This is a genomic window from Micromonospora sp. NPDC005553, from assembly GCF_042871765.1.
GTDB lineage: Bacteria > Actinomycetota > Actinomycetes > Mycobacteriales > Micromonosporaceae > Micromonospora.
In genome coordinates this window covers 580,149-602,566 of record NZ_JBIAJD010000002.1, presented here as the reverse complement: position 1 = coordinate 602,566, position 22,418 = coordinate 580,149, and the positions used below count along the sequence as shown (strand labels likewise).

At 71.9% G+C, this 22,418-nt stretch carries 26 protein-coding genes; 12 read left to right on the top strand and 14 right to left on the bottom strand.

All coding sequences use genetic code 11. From position 1 onward, the window contains the following. Positions 1 to 134 precede the first annotated feature (134 nt). The 3 genes from ACFYPG_RS10125 (at position 135) to ACFYPG_RS10115 (ending at position 2,836) form a co-directional block, all read left to right on the top strand. Positions 135 to 545, top strand: a complete 411-nt coding sequence (locus ACFYPG_RS10125; RefSeq protein WP_387351421.1) for a PadR family transcriptional regulator — start codon at positions 135 to 137, stop codon at positions 543 to 545. After that, positions 542 to 1,591 carry a GlsB/YeaQ/YmgE family stress response membrane protein gene (locus ACFYPG_RS10120; RefSeq protein WP_387351420.1) on the top strand — a complete coding sequence of 350 codons (1,050 nt, stop codon included), beginning with the start codon at positions 542 to 544 and terminating at the stop codon, positions 1,589 to 1,591. Before ACFYPG_RS10125 ends, ACFYPG_RS10120 begins: the two co-directional genes overlap by 4 nt. A gap of 162 nt (positions 1,592 to 1,753) precedes the next feature. After that, positions 1,754 to 2,836 carry an NAD-dependent epimerase/dehydratase family protein gene (locus tag ACFYPG_RS10115; RefSeq protein ID WP_387351419.1) on the top strand — a complete coding sequence of 361 codons (1,083 nt, stop codon included), beginning with the start codon at positions 1,754 to 1,756 and terminating at the stop codon, positions 2,834 to 2,836. A gap of 11 nt (positions 2,837 to 2,847) precedes the next feature. On the opposite strand, the gene ACFYPG_RS10110 is transcribed toward ACFYPG_RS10115, so the two are convergent. From ACFYPG_RS10110 to ACFYPG_RS10075, 8 genes are all read right to left on the bottom strand, one after another. Next, on the bottom strand, positions 2,848 to 4,032 hold the full coding sequence (locus ACFYPG_RS10110) for a hypothetical protein (RefSeq protein WP_387351847.1): 1,185 nt from the start codon (positions 4,030 to 4,032) through the stop codon (positions 2,848 to 2,850). Positions 4,033 to 4,152: 120 nt separating this feature from the next. After that, the gene (locus tag ACFYPG_RS10105; RefSeq protein ID WP_387351418.1) at positions 4,153 to 4,902 is read right to left on the bottom strand and encodes a ZIP family metal transporter; all 750 of its coding nucleotides are present in this window, start codon (positions 4,900 to 4,902) and stop codon (positions 4,153 to 4,155) included. 54 nt (positions 4,903 to 4,956) lie between these two features. After that, on the bottom strand, positions 4,957 to 6,132 hold the full coding sequence (eis, locus tag ACFYPG_RS10100; protein WP_387351417.1) for an enhanced intracellular survival protein Eis: 1,176 nt from the start codon (positions 6,130 to 6,132) through the stop codon (positions 4,957 to 4,959). An 82-nt stretch (positions 6,133 to 6,214) separates the two neighbouring features. After that, positions 6,215 to 6,907, bottom strand: a complete 693-nt coding sequence (locus ACFYPG_RS10095) for an ABC transporter permease (protein WP_355004773.1) — start codon at positions 6,905 to 6,907, stop codon at positions 6,215 to 6,217. Beyond that, on the bottom strand, positions 6,904 to 7,749 hold the full coding sequence (locus ACFYPG_RS10090; protein ID WP_355004774.1) for an ATP-binding cassette domain-containing protein: 846 nt from the start codon (positions 7,747 to 7,749) through the stop codon (positions 6,904 to 6,906). The genes ACFYPG_RS10095 and ACFYPG_RS10090 overlap by 4 nt, the downstream gene beginning before the upstream one ends. Next, positions 7,746 to 8,084 (bottom strand): PadR family transcriptional regulator, encoded by a 339-nt coding sequence (locus ACFYPG_RS10085; RefSeq protein ID WP_355004775.1) that lies wholly within the window; start codon positions 8,082 to 8,084, stop codon positions 7,746 to 7,748. Before ACFYPG_RS10085 ends, ACFYPG_RS10090 begins: the two co-directional genes overlap by 4 nt. Before the next feature lie 102 nt (positions 8,085 to 8,186). Next, positions 8,187 to 8,906, bottom strand: a complete 720-nt coding sequence (locus tag ACFYPG_RS10080) for a protein phosphatase 2C domain-containing protein (RefSeq protein WP_355004776.1) — start codon at positions 8,904 to 8,906, stop codon at positions 8,187 to 8,189. 115 nt (positions 8,907 to 9,021) lie between these two features. After that, positions 9,022 to 9,582 (bottom strand): XRE family transcriptional regulator, encoded by a 561-nt coding sequence (locus ACFYPG_RS10075; RefSeq protein WP_355004777.1) that lies wholly within the window; start codon positions 9,580 to 9,582, stop codon positions 9,022 to 9,024. Between the two features lie 56 nt (positions 9,583 to 9,638). On the opposite strand from ACFYPG_RS10075, the gene ACFYPG_RS10070 reads away from it, so the two are divergent. Further along, the gene (locus ACFYPG_RS10070; protein WP_387351415.1) at positions 9,639 to 10,943 is read left to right on the top strand and encodes a benzoate/H(+) symporter BenE family transporter; all 1,305 of its coding nucleotides are present in this window, start codon (positions 9,639 to 9,641) and stop codon (positions 10,941 to 10,943) included. A 67-nt stretch (positions 10,944 to 11,010) separates the two neighbouring features. Here the strand turns inward: ACFYPG_RS10070 and ACFYPG_RS10065 are convergent, their stop codons facing one another. The 4 genes from ACFYPG_RS10065 to ACFYPG_RS10050 form a co-directional block, all read right to left on the bottom strand. Beyond that, the gene (locus tag ACFYPG_RS10065; RefSeq protein WP_091395802.1) at positions 11,011 to 11,382 is read right to left on the bottom strand and encodes a hypothetical protein; all 372 of its coding nucleotides are present in this window, start codon (positions 11,380 to 11,382) and stop codon (positions 11,011 to 11,013) included. Positions 11,383 to 11,904: 522 nt separating this feature from the next. Continuing rightward, complete coding sequence (locus ACFYPG_RS10060; RefSeq protein ID WP_030332357.1) at positions 11,905 to 12,156, bottom strand: hypothetical protein; 252 nt, start codon at positions 12,154 to 12,156, stop codon at positions 11,905 to 11,907. 81 nt (positions 12,157 to 12,237) lie between these two features. Then, complete coding sequence (mscL, locus tag ACFYPG_RS10055) at positions 12,238 to 12,711, bottom strand: large conductance mechanosensitive channel protein MscL (RefSeq protein ID WP_387351845.1); 474 nt, start codon at positions 12,709 to 12,711, stop codon at positions 12,238 to 12,240. 39 nt (positions 12,712 to 12,750) lie between these two features. Then, the gene (locus tag ACFYPG_RS10050) at positions 12,751 to 13,467 is read right to left on the bottom strand and encodes a FadR/GntR family transcriptional regulator (protein ID WP_387351413.1); all 717 of its coding nucleotides are present in this window, start codon (positions 13,465 to 13,467) and stop codon (positions 12,751 to 12,753) included. 179 nt (positions 13,468 to 13,646) lie between these two features. Here ACFYPG_RS10050 and ACFYPG_RS10045 point away from each other — a divergent pair, with 179 nt between their 5' ends. Next, a complete protein-coding gene (locus tag ACFYPG_RS10045) occupies positions 13,647 to 14,798 on the top strand; it encodes an MFS transporter (protein WP_387351843.1) in 1,152 nt (383 codons plus the stop codon). An 18-nt stretch (positions 14,799 to 14,816) separates the two neighbouring features. Here the strand turns inward: ACFYPG_RS10045 and ACFYPG_RS10040 are convergent, their stop codons facing one another. Next, positions 14,817 to 15,173 carry an STAS domain-containing protein gene (locus ACFYPG_RS10040; protein WP_030332365.1) on the bottom strand — a complete coding sequence of 119 codons (357 nt, stop codon included), beginning with the start codon at positions 15,171 to 15,173 and terminating at the stop codon, positions 14,817 to 14,819. Between the two features lie 163 nt (positions 15,174 to 15,336). Here ACFYPG_RS10040 and ACFYPG_RS10035 point away from each other — a divergent pair, with 163 nt between their 5' ends. The 6 genes from ACFYPG_RS10035 to ACFYPG_RS10010 are packed head-to-tail and all read left to right on the top strand — an operon-like array spanning position 15,337 to position 20,937. Then, positions 15,337 to 16,197, top strand: coding sequence for an STAS domain-containing protein (locus ACFYPG_RS10035; protein WP_355004781.1), 861 nt, complete (start codon positions 15,337 to 15,339; stop codon positions 16,195 to 16,197). Next, positions 16,197 to 16,607: an STAS domain-containing protein gene (locus ACFYPG_RS10030; RefSeq protein WP_355004782.1), complete on the top strand. Its 411-nt coding sequence runs from the start codon at positions 16,197 to 16,199 to the stop codon at positions 16,605 to 16,607. Before ACFYPG_RS10035 ends, ACFYPG_RS10030 begins: the two co-directional genes overlap by 1 nt. Next, on the top strand, positions 16,604 to 17,023 hold the full coding sequence (locus tag ACFYPG_RS10025) for an anti-sigma regulatory factor (RefSeq protein WP_355004783.1): 420 nt from the start codon (positions 16,604 to 16,606) through the stop codon (positions 17,021 to 17,023). Before ACFYPG_RS10030 ends, ACFYPG_RS10025 begins: the two co-directional genes overlap by 4 nt. Beyond that, on the top strand, positions 17,011 to 18,036 hold the full coding sequence (locus tag ACFYPG_RS10020) for a SpoIIE family protein phosphatase (RefSeq protein ID WP_387351410.1): 1,026 nt from the start codon (positions 17,011 to 17,013) through the stop codon (positions 18,034 to 18,036). The genes ACFYPG_RS10025 and ACFYPG_RS10020 overlap by 13 nt, the downstream gene beginning before the upstream one ends. Then, a complete protein-coding gene (locus tag ACFYPG_RS10015) occupies positions 18,033 to 19,394 on the top strand; it encodes a sensor histidine kinase (protein ID WP_387351408.1) in 1,362 nt (453 codons plus the stop codon). The genes ACFYPG_RS10020 and ACFYPG_RS10015 overlap by 4 nt, the downstream gene beginning before the upstream one ends. A gap of 13 nt (positions 19,395 to 19,407) precedes the next feature. Then, entirely contained in the window at positions 19,408 to 20,937 is a 1,530-nt protein-coding gene (locus ACFYPG_RS10010) for a SpoIIE family protein phosphatase (RefSeq protein WP_387351406.1), read from the top strand. A gap of 38 nt (positions 20,938 to 20,975) precedes the next feature. Here the strand turns inward: ACFYPG_RS10010 and ACFYPG_RS10005 are convergent, their stop codons facing one another. Then, positions 20,976 to 21,794: a DUF6597 domain-containing transcriptional factor gene (locus ACFYPG_RS10005; RefSeq protein ID WP_387351404.1), complete on the bottom strand. Its 819-nt coding sequence runs from the start codon at positions 21,792 to 21,794 to the stop codon at positions 20,976 to 20,978. Between the two features lie 31 nt (positions 21,795 to 21,825). Between ACFYPG_RS10005 and ACFYPG_RS10000 the strand changes: the two genes are divergently transcribed. Then, positions 21,826 to 22,404 carry a TIGR03086 family metal-binding protein gene (locus tag ACFYPG_RS10000; RefSeq protein ID WP_387351402.1) on the top strand — a complete coding sequence of 193 codons (579 nt, stop codon included), beginning with the start codon at positions 21,826 to 21,828 and terminating at the stop codon, positions 22,402 to 22,404. Positions 22,405 to 22,418 lie beyond the last annotated feature (14 nt).

Below are 22,418 nucleotides of genomic sequence, written 5' to 3'. Positions count from 1 at the left end.
TCTACGCCCGCGCCACAGGACCTCAGTCGACGGTGCAGGGCTCAGCGACCCGCTGGCGCACCGGCCTGACGTCTCCGGCAAACTCCCGCACCACTTCGTCACCGGTATAGCTTCATCACCGATATATTGACGTCATGCCCACACCCACGCCGCTGCGGGAACCCACCTTCTTGATCCTCACCGCGCTCGCACGGGAACCCATGCACGGCTACGGCATCACCAGCGACGTCGCGGCCCTCTCCGGTGGGCTGTTGGCGCTGCGGCCCGGCACCCTCTACGGCGCACTCGACCGCCTCGCCGACGAGGGGCTGGTCGAGCGGGACCGCGAGGAGGTCGTCGAGGGTCGGCTGCGCCGCTACTACCGGCTCACCGAGGTTGGCCGGTCCGTGCTCACCGCCGAGACCGAACGGCTGCGCCGCAACGTCGAGGCCGCCACGCAGCGGTTACGTGCTCGACCTGCGGGCACCCGCGCCGCCGATGGCATCACACGCGGCCCTCTGACGGTTGCCCGCCCCATCCTTCGACCGACCGGAGGCCCGGCATGAACCAGCCCAACCCCGCGCAGGATCAGGCCGGGTCGCCGTTGGAGTCCCGCTACCGGCGGCTGCTGTGGGTCTACCCGGGTGACTACCAGGCTGAGCGGGGCGACGAGATCGTCGGCACGTACCTCGACACCGTCGATCCGGGGCGGCGCTGGCCATCCCCACACGACGCCGTCGACCTGCTCGGCGCCGGGCTCCGGGAGCGACTGCGCGGGTACGGCGCTCTCGGGCTGGTTGCGGCTCTCCCGCTGGCCGCGACCGCCGCGCTGAACACCCTGGTCGCGGTCTCCGTCTTCCTGCTCCTGCAGATCGAGTTCGAAGATCCCCGCTTCGCCGGGCTGGATCCGGTCGGCCCGTTCCAGACCCTCGGGGCCGTGATCTGGCTGGGCTGGCTGCTCGTCGCCCTCACCGCCACGGCGCTGCCCGGGGCCTGGGCCCGCTCTGTCGCGGCCGGCGGTCTCCTGCTGACCGTCGTCGTGCCGCCCGTGGCCGCCGTCACCGGGCAGTCTGGGCCGCCGCTGTTCGTGCTGGTTCCTGCCGTCGCGCTCGGCTTGGCCACGCTCGCGCTGCCCTCCCATCCCGGCTGGGTGGCGCGTGGCCTGCCGCCGCTCACTGCCGGTTGTGTGACGGTCGCATCGGTGGCATTCAGCGCCGCCGAGAACGGCGGGAACATGTTCACCTCGTACGGCTCGACCCCCGAGCTGTTGGCGATGGTCGGGGGGTTGATGTTCGCGCTGGTCCTGCTCGTCGGCCTCGGTCGCGCCCTGCGAGCGGACGACGCTGGCCTCTGGGCGACAGTGCTGCTCGCCACCCCGGCCGCCCTGTTCGGCGCCAACCAGCTCAGCCAAGGGATCTGGGGCAGCCAGGGAGGTGGACCGACCTCGGCGGCCTACGCCACCACGACCGGGTCGATCCTTCTTGTCGGCGCGGCGCTGCTGGCAGCGGCCCTCGCCGGCCAGGCCGCACGACACCAGACCGTACGTCGGCGAGTGCTCGACGACGCCTGCCCGACCTGCGGACACCGCTCGACCGCTACGGCACGGGCCTGACTTCGGGCAGGACCCAGGTGGCGGGACTCGGGATCCCGGAAGTTGGGCGCTTCTGGGCGCTCGTATGCCGCGACTTTCAGGAAGTCGAGTGGATCAAGGGGTGGGGCGGGCCACCGCGCTGGTGGGTGGTTGAGCTGCTGCTGGGCGGGTACGGGGTCGGGCATGCGGATCGTGGTGGTGGGGGCGAGCGGCAACGTCGGTACGGCGCTGCTGCGGCGGCTGCGCCGGGAGCGGGGCGTCGAGCTGGCCGGGGTCGTTCGACGGTTGCCCGGCCCGGATGCCGGCGAGCCGTACGACCAGGTTGAGTGGCACTCCTGCGACATCGGCGCGCCGGGCGCGGCCGGGCAGCTCGCCGAGGTGTTCGCGGGTGCGGACGCGGTGGTGCACCTGGCCTGGCAGATCCAGCCCAGCCACGACCAGCGGGTGCTGCGCCGGACCAACGTCGAGGGCAGCCGGGCGGTGATCAACGCGGTGGTCCAGGCCGGCGTGCCAGCCCTGGTGTACGCCTCGTCGGTCGGCACCTACGCGCCCGGCCCGAAGGACCACCCGATCAGTGAGCGCTGGCCGGCCACCGGTGTGCCCGGTTCGTCGTACAGCGAGCACAAGGCGGAGGTGGAGGCGCTGCTGGACGGGCTCGAACGGGATCACCCGACGCTGCGGGTGGTACGGATGCGCCCCGGGTTGATCTTCCAGCGGGCCGCCGGTGCGGAGATCACGCGTTACTTCCTCGGCCCATTGGCGCCGGTGCGGCTGCTGCGCTTCGGCCGGATCCCGCTGGTGCCGGCGAACCGCCGGTTGCGGATGCAGGCGGTGCACGCCGACGACGTGGCTGACGCGTACGCCCGGGCGGTGTTGGGTGATGTTCGCGGCGCCTTCAACGTCGCCGCGGACCCGGTGCTCACTCCGGAGCTGGTGGCCCGGCACTTCCATGGTTGGACGGTGCCGGTCGCCGCGCCGGTGCTGCGGGCTGCGGCGGCGCTGACCTGGCGGGCGCGGCTGCAACCGGTCGACGCGGGCTGGGTGGAGCTGGGTCTGAACGCCCCGCTGATGTCCAGCGAGCGTGCGGAGACCGAGCTGGGCTGGCAGCCGAAGATCAGCGCGCTGACGGCGCTCAAGGAACTCTTCGCCGGGATGGCCGACGGCGACCACACATCGAGCCCTCCGATGTCCGGCGCACCGAACCTGCCCGGCCGCCCCGCCGCCCTCCTCCACGCCCGCCCCCCAGGCGAAGGAAACCCCTACTGAGGTACGCGGCCTCAGCTCAGTTTGGAGCCCGTCACAGTGGGGTTGCGGGCGCCCAGGAAGAAGATGCCGGGGAAGCCACGGGTCTCGAACTTGGCGCTGGGGTTGCGCCGCAGGGTCGAGTTTTCGATCCTCATCGTGCCGGTGCGGTTGTTGCTCACGAAGAAGACCGCGCCGCCGCCCTCGTTGGCAGTGTTGTTCTCGATGATCGTGCCGGCGATCCGTACGGTGAACTCGTTGCCGTCGCAGTAGATCGCGCCGCCGCTGCCGCCGCCGGGCGTACCGGACTTGGCCGGGTTGGCGCCGCTGCCGATTGCCTCGTTGTTCCTGAGCAGGCTGTTCAGCACCACCCACGACACACCGATGCTGCTCAGCGCCCCACCGTTGGAGCAGGAGCCGCCGTCGAAGGTGCTGCCCACCACGTACACCGGCTTGTTCTCGTACTGGCTCAGCACCCGGACGGCCGCGCCACCCAGGTCGGGGCCGGTGCGGTCGCAGCGGTTGCGGACGAAGCGCGAGTTGACCACCTTCAGCCGGCCGCCGCGTACGAAGATCGCCCCACCGCCGCCGCCCTCGGCCTTCTCGCCTGTGGAGTTGCCGTCGGCGAAGGTGAGGTTCTGGACGGTGAGCTGCGGGTGATCCTGGTTCTGGCAGTGCGAGGTGGTGAAGCCCTGGGCCTCGTCGCAGGTGTTCATGTAGAGGATTCGGCGCTGCCCCTGGCCGCTCAGCGTGACGGTGCCGCCGCCGTCCAGCACGATCTTCGGCCCGTTGGCGTTGCGGATCTTGGCGGTGGCGGCCATCTTGATCGTCACCGGGGCCGGTCCACAGTTGAATGTGATGACTCCGCCGGCCGCGACGGCCTTCACCACCGCCGCGGAGGTGCAACTCGCCGGGGTGCCCGTGCCGATTCTCCGGGTCGGCTTCGAGGTGTCCACCGCTCGCGCCTCGGCCGGCACGGTGGCCCTGCCGTTCGGGTTGCCGGCGGCGAGCACCTTGTTGGCGGGCTTCGGGCTGGCGCTGGCCCCCGGGCCGCCGAGGCCGTCGCGAGCCCCCAACGCCTCACCCTGACCGCCGGTGGGCAGGGCCGTCGGCGAGGCGGTCGAGCCGGCCTCGAAGGTGGGGGCCGGGTCGTTGGGCGCGCAGGCGGGCAGGGTCGCGGTGGCGACACCGAGGACGAGGAGAGCGGCAAGCGACGTCATGCGCACCCCCGTGATGCTAGGAGCCACGACGGCATCGCGACGAATCCGCCGAGCCGGTTTAATGCACTGCTAAGCCACGTCCGCCGCCCGCCGCGCCGGATCCGGTGCGGTGAGCGGTGGTCAGGTGTGGGAGAGAGCGAAGGCGGTCAGGAAGCCGGCGACGGTGATCAAACCGACCAGCAGGTGAGCGTTCTCAAACGCCTCCGGGATCATGGTGTCGGTGATCATGGCGAGGATCGCGCCGGCGGCCAACGCGGTGATGGCGGCCATCACCTCCGGCGGCGCGCCCCCCAGCAGCGTGTTGCCGACCAGCGCGGCGACGCCACTGATCAGCGCGATCCCGGTCCAGAGCAGGAACACGTACCGTCGGGTGCGGCCGGCCTGGCGCATGCCGGCGGCGCTGGACAGCCCCTCCGGGACGTTGCTGAGGAACACCGCCGCTACCGTGACCAGGCTGACCGCGCCGCCGCCGAGCAGGCTGGCGCCGATAACGACCGATTCCGGTACGCCGTCGAGCAGCGCGCCGACGGCGAGCGCCGAGCCGGAACCAGGCTGCTCGCTCTCGGAGGGTTGCTGGTCGCCGGACCGCTTCCGGTGCCGGGCGCCGTGTCGGGCGAGAGCCAGGTTGGCCACTGTGTAGACCACCGCGCCGGCGGCAGCGCCGAGAGCGGTGGGCAGGAGCCCGCCCTGCGCGTGCGCCTCGGCGATCAACTCGAACGACACGGCGGAGAGCAGCACTCCCGCGCCGAACGCCATGATCGACGCGATGAGGCGCTGCGGCACCCGGGCGAACCAGCCGACCGCCGCCCCGACCAGCAGAGCCGACCCGGCCAGCAACCCCCATCCACCCGCCTGTAACCACTCCGGCATTCGCGGGACCGTACCCACGTTCGCCGAGGCGACAAACCCGTTTGTGAGGAGGGCTCAGAAGTCGGCGAAGAGGTACGGCACCCGCCGGGGGAAGAGGCTGCGCAACTCCGTGGCGGCGTCCACCGGCACCTCGCCCAGACCGCGCAGTGGCAGCTCGGCCGGGTCCAGCACCCCGTACGCGAGGGCGGAGAGACCGGCTGCGGTGAGCGTGGCGGTCGGCGCGCGGCCGGTGCTGTCGTCGACCAATTCCAGCGCCCCGGTCGTGCCGTCGAGCAGGTGGGTGCCGGCCAACCAGCGGTCCCCGGTCAGCTCGATCCGCACCCGGCCCGGGCCCGCGGGCAGCCCGCTCAGCGCGTCCAGCGACAGCAGCCGGGCCATCGGCGCGGACGCACCCGGCACCTGGGTACGGGCCTCGACGTGCACGTCCAGGTCGGTCAGCCACAGCTCGGGCAACTCGTCCGGCGGAACCTGAACGGTGATCCGCTGGATCTGGTCGACGTGCCGGGCGAAGAACTGCAACAGCAGCGCCCGCGCGAGCGGGTCGGTGACCAGCAGTTCGTTGCCGTGCAGCGTGCCGCCGTAATCCTCGATCCGGTACGTCACCGCGCCGGTGACCTCCCCGCCGACCCGGGCGGTGAGCAGCCAGTACTCGTCACGGTCACGCATCCCGACCCCTCGGTAGTCCGGGAAGATCGCGAAGCCGTGTCGTTCCTGGAGGTTGCGTTCGGTGAACGCCCGCCATGCCGGATAGCCGGCGGCGACGCGTTCCCAGCCGACCTCGCCGGGCAGGTCCACCCGGAGCAGCGAGCCCAGGTTGGCCGGGGTGAAGGTGACCCGGCGCGGCTTGGGTAGCCCGATGTAGCCGAACCGGGCGTAGAAGCTGGGCCGGAACGGATAGAGCGCGCTGAGCGGATGGCCCTCGTCGCGCATCTCGTCGAGGAGTTGGTGCAGCAACGTCCGGACGTGTCCCTGCCGGCGGGCCAGCGGATGGGTCGCCACCCCGGCGACACCGGCCATCGGCAGCACCACCCCGCGCAGGTTCTGTCGCATCGGGATGGCCGAGACGGCGGCCAACGTGGTGCCGTCCTCCTCGGCGATCAACGTCCGGTTGCCCTGGTTGTAGGGCAGGTAGTCGCGGAACTCCGCCGTCCGGGCGGCGCTGAGCGGCGAGGACTCGAAGGCGTACGCGGCAAGCGGAAAGCTGGTGGTGAGACGGTCGTCGTCGGTCACCCGGCGAATGGTCATTCGCCCATCTCAACCCGCCGCGCGGGTCGCAGCAACCGGATTGGCCCGATCCACGGCCGGCCCGGCGTCAGCCGACCGGCAGGTGCCGCAGGTGGCGACGGCGGCGCAGGCGGACGCTGGCCACCGCGGCCACGCCCAGAGCCAGAAGGGCGGTGACGGCGACCCCGTGCAGCAGGCCACGGGAGAGGTAGCCCTGGTCGGTGTTGTCGACCGTCCAGGTGGCGATCTCCCGGCTCGACCAGAACGGCGTCAACCTCGCCCCCGACCCGGCCGGGTCGATCAGCATCTGCACCGTCACCACTGTGAGCAGCAGCAGCGTGCCCTCCAACTCGCGGGGCAGCAGCGCACCGATCAGCATTCCGAACGGCGCCGCCACCGCGACGGAACAGAGCAGCGCCGCCGCCAGGCCGCCGTACCGCAGGTCCGCGCCGTCGATCATCGGGAGCAGGAAGAAGGGTACGGAGATGACCAGTCCCACCGTCCACAGGCCGAGCATCCGACCGAGATAGAGATGGTGCGGGCGGTAGCCGGCCAGCCGCAGCCTCGGCTCCAACTCGCGGGCCGCGGTCGTGGCGAACAGCGCGGCGGTGCTCACCGCCCAACCCACGCCGAGCAGCAGCGAGCGAACCGACTGCCCGAGGTAGGCGTCCCGCCGAATCAGGTAGAAGGTCAACGGCATCATCAACAACAGCAGGAGTACGCCTCGACGCCGCAGCAGCTCCCGCACTGTCATCTCGGCGACGGTGACGAGCCGGTTCACGGGCGGCCTCCCTGGATGCCGGGCGCGTGCCACCCGGACTCGTGTGCCGGGGTCAGGTCGAGCACGATGTCCACCCGGTCGAGTTGGTTGAGCAGGTGGGTCACCACGACGATGGCCGTGCCGGCGTCGCGCAACCTGCTGAGCTGGTCCCAGAAGTTGACGTACGTGCCCTGGTCGAAGCCCTGGTACGGCTCGTCGAGCAGGAGCACGTCGGGGGCGCTGAGCGTGGACATGGTCAGGTTGAGCTTCTGTCGGGTGCCGCCGGAGAGGTGGCGGGCCTGCACGTCGCCGCCCGCTTCCCAGCCGAGCTGCCGGGCCGCCGCCCGACCGGCGCGGCGGGCCGGGCCCCGGGCCACACCCTGACCGGCGCCGACCAGCACGAAATGCTCGTCGGCGAGCAGGAAGTCGGCGGTGCCGCCGGATTGCGGGCAGTAGCCGAGCCGCCCGGAAACGGTCACCTCACCGGCGTCCGGCGACATGAGGCCGGCGCAGATCCGGAGGAAGGTGCTCTTGCCGCAGCCGTTCGCGCCGACGACGGCGGCGATCTGTCCGGCCCGGACGGTGAGCGTGGCGTCGCGCAGCACGGTTCGCCGTCCGTACCGCTTGGTGATGCCTGCCGCGTGCAGCCGGACCGGCCCGGGGCGCGGGCCGGGCGCGGTGCCGATGCTCTCCACGACAGCGCCCGCGTACTGCTGGGGTGGGCCGAAGACGACCCAGGGGTCGCCGCCGCCCTCGCGTAGGTGCGTGGCGGCCTCGGCGACCACGTGCCGTGCGGCGTCCGCCGCGACCCGGCGCTGGTGCAGCTCGGCTGTGAGGGTACGCAGCCAATCGTCGGCGTTCACCGGGTGACCCCCTTCGTGACGATGTCGTTCACCGGCCGGACGAAGGTGAGCCAGGCGCTGCCGCCGGCGTGGAGCGCCGCGTGCCCGTCGTCGGTGAGCCGGTAGTACTTGCGGGCCGGCCCGGCGTTGCCCTCCCGCCACTGCGCGGTCACCAGGCCGGTCTTCTGTAGGCGCAGCAGCACCGGGTAGAGCGTGCCGCCCTGGATCGGCCCGACGCCCGCCGCGTCGAGCGCCTGGGCGAGTTGGTAGCCGTAGGACTCGCCTTTGGACAGCAGGGCCAGGACGCAGATGTCGAGCACCCCCCGCAGCCACTGCCCGCGCCGGTCGGAATCCACTTGTCGGACAGTAGCGGCGCTAGCTAGATGGCACAACCACCTACTGTGGCAGCGGTACCCGAACCAGTCGGTTCGGGTGAGCCGCCGAGGGAGCCGTACGGGTCAGCGGGCGACGACGTCGGAGACCACGACTGTGACGTTGTCCGGTGCGCCGGCGTGGTGAGCCAGCTTCACCAGCTGCTCACCGCACTGCTGGCGGTCGGCGTACATGCCCAGGGCCGCGGCGATGGCCTCGTCCTCGACGTAGTCGGAGAGCCCGTCGCTGCACAGCAGCAGCCGGTCACCGGCGACCACGGTGAGCACCCCGACCGCCGGTGGGGTGTCGGCGCCCTGCACGGCCCGGGTCACCAGGGACCGCTGCGGGTGGTGGCGGGCCTGCTCGGGAGAGAGGGTCCCCTGATCGACAAGCGCCTGCACGAACGTGTCGTCCCGGGTGAGCTGGGTCAGCTCCCCCTCACGCAGCAGGTAGCAGCGGGAGTCGCCCACCTGGGCCAGCACCAGCGTCTCCCCGGCCAGCAGCGCCGCGGTGAGCGTCGTACCCATGCCGTCCCGGCTCGGGTCGACGGTGATGGCGGCGTGGATGCGCTGGTTGGCGGTGCTGACCACGGCACGCAGCGCGTCGGCGGCGCCGTCGGGGTCGGTGGGGGGAGCCAGCTCGTCCAGGATCCGGATCACGATCTCGCTCGCCACCTCGCCCGCAGGCAGCCCACCCATGCCGTCGGCGACCGCGATCAGGCGGTCACCGGCGAGGGCGGAGTCCTCGTTGTTGGTGCGCACCAAGCCGATGTCGTTGAGGATGACCGAGCGGAGGATCAGCGTCATGGGGTCAAGCTTGCCAAGAACAACCGGCATTCGTCTCTACGCCTCCTACCTAGGTCGAGAAATGATTGCGATTATCGTCGACGAGGTCGACGGTCCGTGACCGATCGGCGCGGTCTCAGCGGCGCGGATAGCGCAGCAGCAGGCTCGCGGCGACCTCCTCGTCGCCCACCGCCGCGTAGCTGTGTGGCACGTCCGACACCCAGCGGAGGTGGCCACCGGCCGTGGCCGTCAGCGGTGCGTCGGCCGGCCCGGCGCGCAGCACCCCGGCGAACACGGTGACGTGCTCGGTGACTCCCGCCGGGTGGGCGGGGGAGAGTTGGCCGGCGCCGGGCGCGACCCGCATCCGGTACAGCTCGTAGGTAGCGTCGGTGTCGGTGAAGACCTCCAGCAGGGTGGCGGTGACCGCGGCGCCGTGCACGGTGGGCCCGGCGGCGGGCTCCGCCAGCACCGCCGTCAGCGGTACGCCGAGCTGCGCGGTGACCGCCCAGAGCGTCTCCAGGGTCGGGTTGCGGGTGCCGTGCTCCAGGCCGGAGAGGGTGGCCTTTCCGACACCGGCGAGCCGGGCGAGTGTGGACAGCGACATCCCCTGCTCCTCGCGCAGGGTGCGGACCCGGCGCCCGACGACGGCGGGATCCACGTCGAGGCCCGGGCGGGGGGCTGGTGGTGGGTGCGGCACCCGGCTATCGTGCTACACGCTTCCGTTCCGTAAACGGAACAGTCGGGAGGAGTGTGGTGGCCGGACGCGTGCAACCGGTGCTGGCAGGGGCAGTGACCGCGCTGGTGGGCTTCGCCAGCTCGTTCACCGTCGTGCTGGCCGGGCTCCGAGCGGCAGGCGCGTCGGACGCACAAGCCGCCTCCGGCCTGCTCGCTCTCTGCGTGGCATGTGGGTTCGCCGCCGCCTGGCTGGGCTGGCGGTACCGGATACCGATGAGCGTGGCCTGGTCCACTCCGGGCGCGGCGCTGCTGGTGGCGACCGGGCCACCGCCGGGAGGATGGCCGGTAGCGGTGGGCGCCTTCCTCGTCTCCGGTGTGCTGATCGTCGCGGCCGGGTTGTTCCCGCCGCTCGGCCGTGCGGTAGCCGCCATCCCCAAGCCGGTGGCCGGCGCCATGCTCGCCGGGGTGCTGTTGCCGCTGTGCACCGCCCCGGTCCGCGCGCTGGTCGAGCTGCCGGTGGTGGCCGGATCGGTGGTGGTCGGTTGGCTGCTGCTGCACCGGTTCGCCCGACGCTGGGCGGTGCCCGGTGCGCTGGTGGTGGCCGTGGCGGCGATCGCACTGACCGCACCGCCGACCGGCCTTACCGCTGCCGCCCTGATCCCGTCGGTCACGCTGACCGCGCCAGCCTGGAACGCGTCCGCACTCGTCGGGGTGGCACTGCCACTGTTCCTGGTCACCATGGCCGCGCAGAACGTGCCCGGCATGGCGGTGCTGGTCGGCTACGGCTACCGGCCGCCGTTCGGCGCCGCACTGCGGACCACCGGCCTGGCCAGTCTGCTCGCCGCCCCGGCCGGTGGGCACGCGGTGAACCTCGCGGCGATCACCGCCGCGCTGGCCGCCGGCCCCGACGCGCACCCCGACCCGGAGCGCCGATGGGTCGCCTCGGTCACCGCAGGTGTCGGGCTGGCCGTGCTCGGACTGGGCGCCGGCGTGGCCACCACGCTGGTGGCGGTCGCCCCTCCGATCCTCATCGAGGCGGTCGCCGGGCTGGCGCTGCTGGGCGCCCTCGCCACCGCGCTCGCTGCGGCGGTGACCGAGCCGGCGACCCGGGAGGCCGCCGTGGTCACCTTCGTGGTGACCGCGTCCGGGGTGACGCTGATCGGCGTGGGCGGCGCGTTCTGGGGCCTGGTCGCGGGCTGCCTGATGCTGCTTCTCTTCCACCGCCGCCAACCCGCCCCGGCCGCGCCCGCCTCCGCCGCGCCGGACGAGTCCGCTCACGCCGCGCCGGACGAGCCCGCCCCGGCCGCGCCGGACGAGCCTGCCCCAGCCGCGCCGGACGAGCCCGCCCCGGCCGCGCCGGGCAGATCCACTCGGGTTTCATGAAGTCGGGCCGTCCCGAGGCTCCGGACACCCCGATTTTCGTGAATCCGAGTCGATCAGGGCCGTTGGGTCACTCCTCGGGCGGCAGGTCGGCCACCCCGACGGCCAGGAGGACCCGACCGTCAGCCACCGACCCGATCCGGTCGGCCGGTACGTAGACTGCGCCCGTGCGGGTCAGGTCGGTCGAGACCTTCAGATAGCCGCTGTGCAGCAGTCGCGCCGCCAGATCTGCTGGGACGTCCGGCTCCTCGACCGCGGTCGCCTCGATCAGCTCGTCCAGGCTGCTGCCGGGGTCAGCGGTCGGTGTCTGGACGGTCACCGCGTTCGGGTCACCCCGCTGGACGAGGTCCACGGTGCCGACCTCGGTGCCAGCTGAGTCGATCACCGGCATCCCGGTGGTGATCCGCGAGATGGTCGCCTGCTGCTCGTCCTGCTGGTCCATCCCGGTGCGGTTCCCAGGGCGACGCGCCGCTAAACGCCGCCGCCAACCCACCCCGCCAATCCGCTGCCGGCCCGCCTGCCCGTCCCTCCCACCCGCCGCGCAGCGGCAGCGGCAGCCGTGGCCTCGGTGTGGTCGCACCTCGTTCCAGAGCAGTGGCTCAGAGGTGGCCGGTCCGGAGGCGGTGGGCCGGGGGAGGCGATGGGCTCGGAGGCTGTGGGCCCGGGAGGGGCGATGGGCGGAGGCGATGGGCCGGGGGAGGCGATGGGCCGGGGGGCGATGGGCTCGGGAGCGTGATGACTGTGAGTCATATTTATGCCTCAGAGTCATCACCGCCAAAAGCAATACCGCCTCCACGGCCCGCGCAAGGTGGCGGCGGCAGGCCGCCACGCCAGTGGCACGCAGTAGACGGCACGCAGCGCCCGGCACGCAGCATGCAGTGACGGCATCCAGCGCCCGGCACGCAGCAGACGGCACCCAGCACGCAGCGCCCGGCACCCTCGCCCGTGCACGTGTTCCGCGCACTCAGGTGTTCGGGAGGGTCCAGCCGCCGGGCGGGCGGGGGGACAGCTCCCGCCAGGTGTCCGGGCCGTCGAGCAGCGCCCGGACGGTGTCCTCGGCCTCGTCCGCACTGCCGTACTCGTAGAAACGGGAGATGCCCTCGGCGCCGCCGGCCCGCTGCTCGACGTGCCAGCGGTCGGCGTCCACCCGCAGGAAGACATCCCGCCGGGCCAGCCGCCCCCACTTCCCGTTCCACCAGTGCTTTCGCTGCTCCATGGCGGGACTCTATCGAACACACGTACGAGAAGATGCGGCCCCTGCGGGATTCCCGCAGGGGCCGATGTGCATCCGTTCGGGTCAGCGCTGCGTCGGCGGCTCCGGGCGGCGGCCCAGCACGTCGTCCAGCGCCCCACGCTGCTGGCCGGGGGTGGTGTGGCCGGCAGAGACCAGGGCGTCCCGGATCTCCGTGAGCAGCTTGACCTCCTCGCTCGGCGCCGAGGGCGGCGGCTCCTCGCCCCGCTTGCGCCGCTCGGCCAGCCGGTTCATCGGGTAGACGACCAGGAAGTAGAGCGCCAGCGCGGTCAACAGGAAGGTGATCGTCGCGTTGACGAACGCCACCCAGTCGAACGGAATCCCGCGGAACTTCGGCGTGGAGCCGCTGAGCCCGTCCTTGCTGCCGGTCAGCAGCGCGATGATCACTCGAACGAGCGGTTCGAGGAACGACTTGGTGAGCTGGGTGACCACGCCCGTGAACGCGGCGCCGATGACGACACCGACCGCCAGGTCGACGACGTTGCCGCGCATGATGAAGTCTTTGAAGCCCTTGAGCATTCGTACTCCCGAGGTGTCCGCTTTTCTGTCGGGCACAACCTATGCCCGTTCGGCGGGTTCCAGAAAAGCGCCGGCTTCGAGCGCCGCCCGGCCGGGATCGCCGGCCCGGATCGCCTCGACCAGCCGGGTGTGGTCGACGTAGCGCTCGGGCGTGAGTTCCCCGCCCATGGCCTGGGCGACTGTGCTGCGCAGTGCGGTGCCCACCGAGGCGTACAGCTCGGCGAGCATGGCGTTGTGCGCGGCGGCGACCACCGCAGTGTGCAGTGCCGCGTCGGCCTCGACGAACGCGTCGACCCGGCCGCCGTGCCAGGCGGCCTCGCGCTGGGCGAGCGCGCCGTCGAGCGCCGCCAGGTCCTCCGGGGTACGCCGCAACGCGGCGAGCCGGGCGGCCTCCACCTCGAAGGCGCGGCGTACCTCGATGACCTCGGTCATCCGGTCGTCGCCGAGTCGGCGGGCGACCACCGGGGCCAGTTCGTCGGTGGACACCACGTAGGTGCCGGAGCCCTGCCGGCACTCCAGCACCCCGGCGTGCACCAGGGCGCGGACCGCCTCGCGGACCGTGTTGCGCCCGACGCCCAGCGCGGCGACCAGTTGTGGCTCGGTGGGGATGCGCCCTCCGACGGGCCATTCGCCGCCCAGGATGCGGACGCGGAGCTGCTCGGTGGTCTGCCGGACCCGGTGGCCGCGCGGTGGCACAGCGGGCTGGCCGCGGGGCGGTGCCGGCGGCGCGGAGGGGAATTCAACCGACGGTGGCACTGGTTACATCACCGGTCCCAAATTCATCCCATGATTGTAGGTTAGCGGTCATGACCCCGCCACCAACCGCCGCTCCGGCGCTGCCCGCCCCCGTCGCCGTCGACCCTCGTCCGACGCGGGACCCCGGCACCGGCCGGCGGACGCACCCGGCGACCGGTGGCGCGCTGGTGCTGGTCGGGATGCTGCTGGTCGCGCTCAACCTGCGCGCCGTGGTGACGAGCCTCGGCGCACTGCTCGACGAGGTCCGCGACGGGCTGGGCCTCTCCGGCGTCACCGCCGGCCTCGTCACCACGTTGCCGACCATCGCGTTCGCCGGGCTCGGCGCGCTCACCCCGTGGCTGGTCCGCCGGGTGGCGCCGGCCCGGGTGCTGGTGGTCGCCATGCTCGCCCTCGCCGTCGGCCAGGTGCTCCGGGTCGCCACCGACTCGGCCCTGATCTTCGTGCTCACCAGCGCGCTGGCGCTGTCCGGCATCGCGGTCGCCAACATCCTGCTGCCGATGCTGGTCAAGCAGCACTTCCCGCACCGCACCGGCCTGGTCACCGGCGCGTACACGATGGCGTTGACAGTGGGCACGACGGTGGCCGCCGCCTCCGCGGTGCCGATCGCGCACGCCTTCGGGTCGTGGCGGGCCGGGCTCGGCGTGTGGGCCGCGATGGCCGCGGTGGCCGTACTCCCGTGGGTGCCGCTGGCGCTGCGGGCCCGCGCCGCGGCGCGGCGGGCGACCCCGACGGCGGCCGTCGCCACGCCCACGCGGGTCCGGCCGGCGCGGACCCGGCTCGGTTGGGCGATGGCCGTCTACTTCGGGGCGCAGTCGCTCAGCGGGTACGCGATCATGGGCTGGCTGGCCCAACTGTTCCGCGACGCCGGCTACCAGCCGGAGTCGGCCGGGCTGCTGCTCGCCGGGGTGACCGCGCTCGGCGTGCCGATCGCGCTGCTGATGCCCACCCTGGCCGGTCGGCTCGGCAGCCTGCGGCCGCTGGTGCTCGGGCTCACCACCGCGTCGGCACTGGCCTACCTGGGGTTGGCGCTCGCACCGCACGGTGCCGCGCTGCTCTGGGTCGCCCTCCTGTCGATCGGGCAGGGCGCGTTCCCGATGATCCTGACCGCCATCGGCCTACGCGCCCGCACCGCCGAGGGCACCGTCGCGCTCTCCGCGTTCGCGCAGAGCACGGGGTACGTGATCGCCGCCCTGGGCCCGCTGATGGTCGGCATCCTCTACGAGGCCACCGGCGGCTGGACCGCGCCGATCGGGTTCCTGCTGGGTGCCCTCGCCGTGCAGACGACGGCGGGCATGGCGATCGCTCGTCCCCGTTACGTCGAGGACGAGTGACGCACGCCGACGGTCAGGTCAGGAGGAAGCCGGCGTCGGTTCGCCGGCGACTGCCTCATCCACCGTCGGGTAGGTGTGCAGCACCTCGACCAGCCCGCTCACCTCAAGGATGCGCAGCACGCCGCGCTGCGGGGCGGCCAGCCGGACCACGCCGCCGGCCTCGTCGCAGCTGTTCTTGGCGCGGACGAAGACCGACAGGCCGGTCGAGTCGCAGAACGAGACGTCCGCCAGGTCGAACACCAGCCGGTTGCGGCCCTTGTCGAGCAGGTCGGTGATCTGGTCCTGCAGCTGCGGTGCGGTGGCCATGTCCAGCTCGCCCGCGACCGCTACGACGACCACGTCGCCGCGTTGTTCCGTGTGCACCGTCAACGACATTCGCCAGACCTCCTGTTATCGGGGGAACGGTATCCCACGACCACCCTCAGAGGTAGAACGGGAGCCGTCATCCGGTGGCCATCGTCATTCCGTTGCTACGGGGCAAGTAGTTGATCAGACCCCGGTGATAGAGTCCGCCCGGTCCAGGTCAAGGGGGTTCGAAATGGCGTTGAGCACCGAAGAAAGTGGTCGGCTCGCCGCGCTGCTCAGCGGGCAGGACGAACGGGTCACGACTCGGTGGACCGAGATCGTCACCAGTTCGTTGCGGGGCCGGCTGAGCCAGGCAGAGCTGCGCCGGCAGGTCCAGGATCTGCACGGCGCCATCGTCGCCACGAGCGAGCAGGGCACCATCGACCTGTCCGCCGAAAGCGCCGGCGAACTGCGCGCCGCGCTCTCCGAGCTGTCTCGTGGCCGGGCCCGGCAGGGCTTCTCCGCCACCGAGACCACGATCAGCGTCTTCGCGCTGAAGGACGTGCTGGCCGAACTGGTGCAGGAGGCCGGGGGCCCGAACGCGCTGCAGGACTACGTCGCCTTCTCGAAGTTGATCGACGAGATGGGCCTGTTCACCTTCGAGAGCTTCGTCCGCACCCGGGAGAGCCTGATCGCCGACCAGGCCGAGCAGTTGCTCGAGCTCTCCACGCCGGTGGTCAAGCTCTGGGAGGGCGTCGTCGCCGTGCCGCTGGTCGGCACCCTGGACTCGGCCCGGGCCCAGGTGGTCATGGAGCGCCTGCTGCAGACCCTCGTCGACACCGGCTCGCCGTACGCGATCATCGACATCACCGGCGTACCGGCGGTGGACACCCAGGTCGCCCAGCACATCCTGAAGACCGTGGTGGCCGCCCGACTGATGGGTGCCGACTGCATCATCTCGGGCATCCGCCCGCAGATCGCGCAGACCATCGTGGCGCTCGGCATCGAGTTCGGTGACATCGCCACCAAGGCGAGTCTCGCCGACGCGTTGCGCCACGTGCTGCGGCTCAACGGGGTGGAGACCGCCCGTCGCCAGCCGCGCCGGGGCTTCTGATGGAACGCGTACCGATCCTCAAGATCGGCGACATCCTGCTCGTCTCCATCCAGCTCGACATGTCCGACCAGACGGCGGTCCAGCTCCAGGAGGATCTGGCCGAGCGGATCGTGGACACCGGCTGCCACGGCGTCATCATCGACATCACCGCGCTGGACATCGTCGACTCCTTCGTGGGGCGGATGCTCTCCGCCATCGCGTCGATCTCCAAGGTGCTCGACGCCGAGACGGTGGTGGTCGGGATGCGTCCGGCCGTCGCCATCACCCTTGTCGAACTCGGGCTGTCGCTGAACGGCATCCGTACCGCGCTGAACGTCGAGCGCGGCATGGAACTGATCGCGGCTGCCCACGCCGACGAGCTCGACCACCAGCTCGACGACGATCCGGACGCCGAGACGGCCACGCCGTGACCGCGGGCGTCGACCTGGGCCAGCCGCAGGCGCAGTCGGTCCGCAGCGATGAGGACGTGGTGCGCGTCCGGCAGCTGGTCCGCGCCGTGGCGGTGGCCAGCAAGCTGTCCCTCGTCGACCAGACCAAGGTGGTCACCGCGGCGAGCGAGTTGGCCCGCAACACCCTGGTGTACGGCGGCGGCGGTTCGGTCGAGGTGACGATCGTGGACAACGGTCGACGCAAGGGCGTGCAGATCGTGTTCGCCGACTCCGGGCCGGGTATCGCCGACCTCGATCTGGCCATGACCGACGGCTACACCAGCGGCGGCGGCCTCGGCCTCGGGCTCAGTGGGTCGCGACGCCTGGTCGACGAGTTCCAGATCGAGACGTCGGCGGGGACCGGTACGCGGATCACTGTCACCAAGTGGTCCAGGTGAACGCCGACGCGGTCACCGACAGTGGCATCTGGTTCCGAGTGGAGTCCAGCAGCGCCGCGAGTGCCGTCCGGCGTGCCGCCGAACGGCTCGGCGCGCAGGTGGAGATGAGCGGGGCCCGCATCGCCGACCTGGCCATCGTCGCCGCCGAGCTGACCAGCAACCTGGTCAAGCACGCCGACGAGGGTGTCCTGCTGCTCCGACCGGTACGCCGGGACGGGCTGGCCGGCGTGGAGCTGGTGGCGATCGACTCCGGGCCCGGCATGGCCGACCTGACCGTCTCGTCCCAGGACGGGCACTCCACCACCGGCACACTCGGCATCGGTCTGGGTGCCATCGTCCGGCAGGCCAGCTGGTTCGACGGATACTCGCTGCCCGGCCGGGGCACAGTCCTCGCCGTGCAGGTCTGGCCTGCCGAGGCACGGCCGTCCCCGTCCTGGGCGGGCGCTCTCACCCGACCGCTGACCGGCGAGACGGTGAGCGGCGACGGGTACGCCGTCCGGATCGCCGACGGGCGGCACCAGGTGCTGGTCAGTGACGGATTGGGGCACGGCCCGCTGGCCGGGGCCGCCACCGACGCGGCGCTCGCCGCGTTCCGCAACGCCCCGGCCGGCCCACCGGCGACGGTGGTCGGTCACCTGCACCGCGGCATGTCGCACACCCGTGGTGCCGCACTCGCGGTCGCCGAGTTGGCACCCGACGCCGGGGTGCTGCACTACGCGGGCCTGGGCAACATCTCCGGCGTGGTCGTCGATGCTGACGACAAGCGTCGCGGGCTGGTCTCGCTGCCCGGCATCGCCGGGCACCAGCGGCCGACGATCCGGGAGTACGCGTACCCGTTCGGTCCGGGCGCCCGACTGGTGATGCACAGCGACGGGGTGGCCGACCGGTGGCGGTTGGCCGACTACCCGGGCCTGACGGAGAAGTCACCACTGGTGATGGCGGCGACGCTGCTGCGTGACGCGGGTGTGCGGCGCGACGACGCCTGCGTACTTGTCGCAAGGTCCTGGGTATGACCGAAGAACCTTCGGCCCAGCCGCTGCTGCAGATTGCACTGCGGGTCGAACAGGACATCTTCGTGATCCGCCAGCGGGGGCGCGAGGTGGCCGCGGTGGTCGGCCTCGAACACCAGGACCAGGTGCGGATCGCCACAGCGCTCAGCGAGGTCGCCCGGGACCTGCTGCGGACGGCCGGGGGAGCGGACGTCTCGTTCCACGTCGACGCGGGCGCCGACGGCCGGTTCCACCTGCGCGCCGACCTGGCCCCGGTGTCCCCGCTGCCGGACGACCGCTACCAACCGCAGTCCGGCGCGGTGTCCCGACTGGTCGACACACTGAGCGTGTCGACCGTCGAGGGGGTTACGGTCGTACGGATGTCCCGACGAGTCCCGGCCAACGCGCCGATGCCGACCCCGGAGCGGTTCGCCGAGTTCCGTACGGAACTCGGCCGCACCGCGCCGGGCAGTGCGCTGGACGAGTTGACAGTGCAGAACGGGCAGCTCATCTCCGCACTGGACGAGGTGCGCAGTCAGCGCGACGAGCTGGCCGTGCTGAACGAGGAGCTGGCCGAGACCAACCGCGGCGTGCTGGCGCTCTACAACCAGCTCACCGAGGAGTTGGAGGAAACCAACCGGGGCGTCGTCGCCCTCTACGCCGAGCTGGACGAGAAGTCGGCCCAGCTCCGCGCGGCGAGTGAGTCGAAGAGCCGGTTCCTGGCCAACGTGAGCCACGAGCTGCGCGCGCCGGTCACCGCGATCATCGGCCTGGGGCGGCTGCTCACCGACTCCGCCTCCGACCCGCTCACCGACGAGCAGGGCCGCCAGGTCGATCTGATCCGCTCATCGGCGGCGGACCTGCTCAACCTGGTCAACGAACTCCTCGACCTGGCCAAGGCGGAGTCCGGTCGGATCGAGCCGGACGTGACCGAGGTCGACCTGCGGCCGCTCTTCGGTCAACTACGCGGCACCCTGCGCGCGCTGGCCACCCGCCCGGAGGTGGAGCTCGTCGTGGAGGAGCTCACCGGGCCAGCCCTGCTGCGCACCGACGAGGTGCTGCTCGGTCAGGTGCTGCGCAACCTGCTGCACAACGGGTTGAAGTTCACCGAGCGCGGCGAGGTGCGGCTGCGGGCCAGCCAACACGGCGACCGTTGGCAGTTCGAGGTCAGCGACACCGGGCCGGGCATCGCCCCGGAGCTGCACGACCGGATCTTCGAGGAGTTCTACCAGATCCCCGGCGCCACCCGGGTCGGCGGCACCGGCCTCGGTCTGCCGTACGCCCGGCGGTTGGTGACGCTGCTCGGCGGGTCACTGGAGCTGACCAGCGCGGCCGGCGAAGGCAGCACGTTCACCGTCTCCCTGCCCACAGGCGGGGCGTGACGGCGTGGACGGCATGCCGACAACCATCCTGGTGGTCGACGACAGTCGTACCAAGCGTTATCTGCTGGTCAGCTGGCTGACCCGGGCCGGGTTCACGGTGCTGGAGGCCGAGAACGGCGCCGAGGCGTTGGCTCGGGTCGAGGTGGACCGGATCGACCTGGTGGTCCTCGACGTCCGGCTGCCCGACCTGAGTGGCTACGAGGTCTGCGAACAGATCAAGATGCGGCACCCGGCGATGCCGGTGATCCATGTGTCGGCGCACGCCGTGGACGTGTCCGACCGCGCTCAGGGGCTGACCCGGGGCGCTGACGCGTACCTGACCGAGCCGATCGAGCCCGAGGAGCTGATCGCCACCACCCGGGCGGTGTTGCGCTACTACCAGGCGCGGCAGCGTGCCGAACTGCTCGCCGAGCGGCTGCTCGGGTTGGCCGACACGACAGTCGCGGTGCACGCCGCGCCGACCTTCGCGCGTCTGCTGGAAGCCGCCGCCGAGGGCGCCGCCCAGATCTTCAGGAGCCCGGCGGCGGTGGTCGCCGAAACCTTCGACGGTGACTGCCTCGCGGGCGTCTGCGCCGGTCCCGGCACGGCGGCCACCGTGGTGCCGTGGGTCGTCGACGACACCGGGGTGCCCACCGGCGCCACGGTGCGGGTGGAGGCCCCGGAGAGCTGGGCTCTCGTCGACTGGCCGGCGGACGACACTGTGACAGTCGCCGCCGCCCGACTGCGCGAGGATCGGGCCCCGCTGTACGTGGTAGTTCCGACCGCCACCCAGACCGCGCAGACCCCGGTGCTCAAGCAACTGGCCCAGGCGGTGGCGGCGGCCGTGGAGGGGCAGCGTTCGTTCGACGAGGAGCACCGGATCGCTGTCACCCTCCAACGCAGCCTGCTCCCGCGAGGGCTGCCCACGGTGGCCGGCCTGGACCTCGCGGTGCGCTACGAGCCGGCCAGCGCGCAGACCGAGGTGGGCGGCGACTTCTACGAGCTGGTGATGCTCGACGGTCACCTGCTGCTCGCGATCGGGGACGTCGCCGGCCACTCGCTGCACGCGGCGACAGTGATGGCCGAGCTGCGGCACGCGGTGCGGGCGTACGCGGTCGAGGGCCACCAGCCCGGCGAGATCCTGCACCGCGTCAACGAGCTGATGCGGACACTGCTGCCGGACGAGGTGGCGACGCTCTGCGTGCTGCTGCTGCACCCGCCGACCGGACGGGTCCGGCTGGCCAGTGCCGGGCACCTTCCACCGCTACTGGTCAGGGACGGCACTGTCGAGTTCGTGCAGCATTCCGCGCCGCTGCTCGGCGTTCGCGCCCCGCGCCCGGCCGACCTGGAGTTCGTGGTGCCGGCCGGGGCCACGCTGGTCTTCTACACCGACGGGCTGATCGAGCGACGGGACGCCACCATCGACGAGGGGCTGGCCGCACTGGCCGGGGTCGCCGCGACTGTCGACGGTGACCTGGACCAGTTCTGCGCCCGTCTGCTGGTGGAACTGGCCCCACCGGAGATCCAGGACGACGTCGCTGTGGTCGTCCTGCGTCGTCGCTGATCTGCGGCTTTCTCAGCTCTGCAAGCTTCCCGGCTTTCTCAGCGCACCGAGCGGGCGTACGCGGCGGGGGACACCCCGGCCACGGCGGTGAAGTCACGGACCAGGTGGGCCTGGTCGCTGTAGCCGAGGTCGGCGGCGAGATCGGCCCAGCTCAGCGGGCCACCGGTGGCCTGTTCGACCGCCTCCTGAAGCCGGTAGCGGCGGATCACCCACTTCGGCCCGACCCCCACGTACTCGATGAACAGCCGCTGCAACCGGCGGACCGGAACGTCGTGCCGCGCGGCGAGGTCGTCGACGCGCAGCACAGTGCGGTCGGTACGGATCGCCTCGGCCAGTCGGACGGCCTCCTCGGCCAGCGGGTCCGGCTCCGGCTGCCAGGCGGTGAGGAGGGTGTCCAGCGCCCGGCAGCGCTCGTCGTCGCTGGCCGCCGAGGTGGGGGATGCGCCCACGCCCACCGGGACGTCCGGGTGGGTCAACCGGCCGAAGGGCAGCGGCTCCCTACGGCCGGTCAGTTCGCTGACTGACCGCCGCCAGAACGGGTGGAAGCCGCCGGGGCGGAACTGCACCCCCGACACCCGGCCGCTGCAGTTGAGCGTGATCCGGAACAGGTCGCGGCCCACCCCGGCCACCTCGCCGGACTCGGGCCCGTCGCCGTCCCGTCGAAACACCACGTTGACCGCCGGGTGCGGCACGACCCGTTGCTCGAACGGCGCGCTCAACGCCCAGTCGATCAACCAGTAGTGCTCGACCCACGGGCGCAGCGACTCCGCCGGCAGACGTCGGCGGAAGCGCATCTCGCGCAGCAGGCGTCCGGGGTCGAGAATTCCCCGGCTGTCGCCACGCGGTCGCTGTCGCATTTGTTCAAGACCACCCTCATACGCTGGCCGTATGTCCACTCAGACTAGCGAGCTGCTGGCGGCCGCCGCGCCGCGAACCGTCGATGTCGTACGGGGTGTCTCCGACGACCAACTGGACCTGCCCACCCCGTGCAGCGACTATCTGGTCCGTGATCTGCTCAACCACCTCTTCCAGGTGGTGGTCAACTTTCAGGATCTGGCCGAGAAGCGAGAGGTGGAGTGGGCCGAGAAGCCCGATCACCTGGGCGATGGCTGGCGGGACCGCTTCGAGGCGGAGACCGGCCGGTTGGTGACCGCCTGGTCGGATCCATCCACCCTGGAGGGTGTGTCGCCGGGCATGGGCATGCCGCAGCCCGTCATCGGCGGCATGGCCCTGCTGGACCTGACAGTGCACGGTTGGGATCTCGCGGTCGCCACCGGCCAGCCGTACCAGCCAGCCCCGGAGGCGGTGGCCGAGCTGCACGCGCTGGTGGAGCAGTTGGGCCCCACCGCCCGCAAGATGGGCGTCTTCGCCGACCCACCCCCCACCCCAACCCCCACCCCGACCCCCGACCTGGCCCACCTCCTGACCCAGACCGGCCGCACCCCCACCTGGCCCCAAACCCCCTAACCCCCGGGGTACGC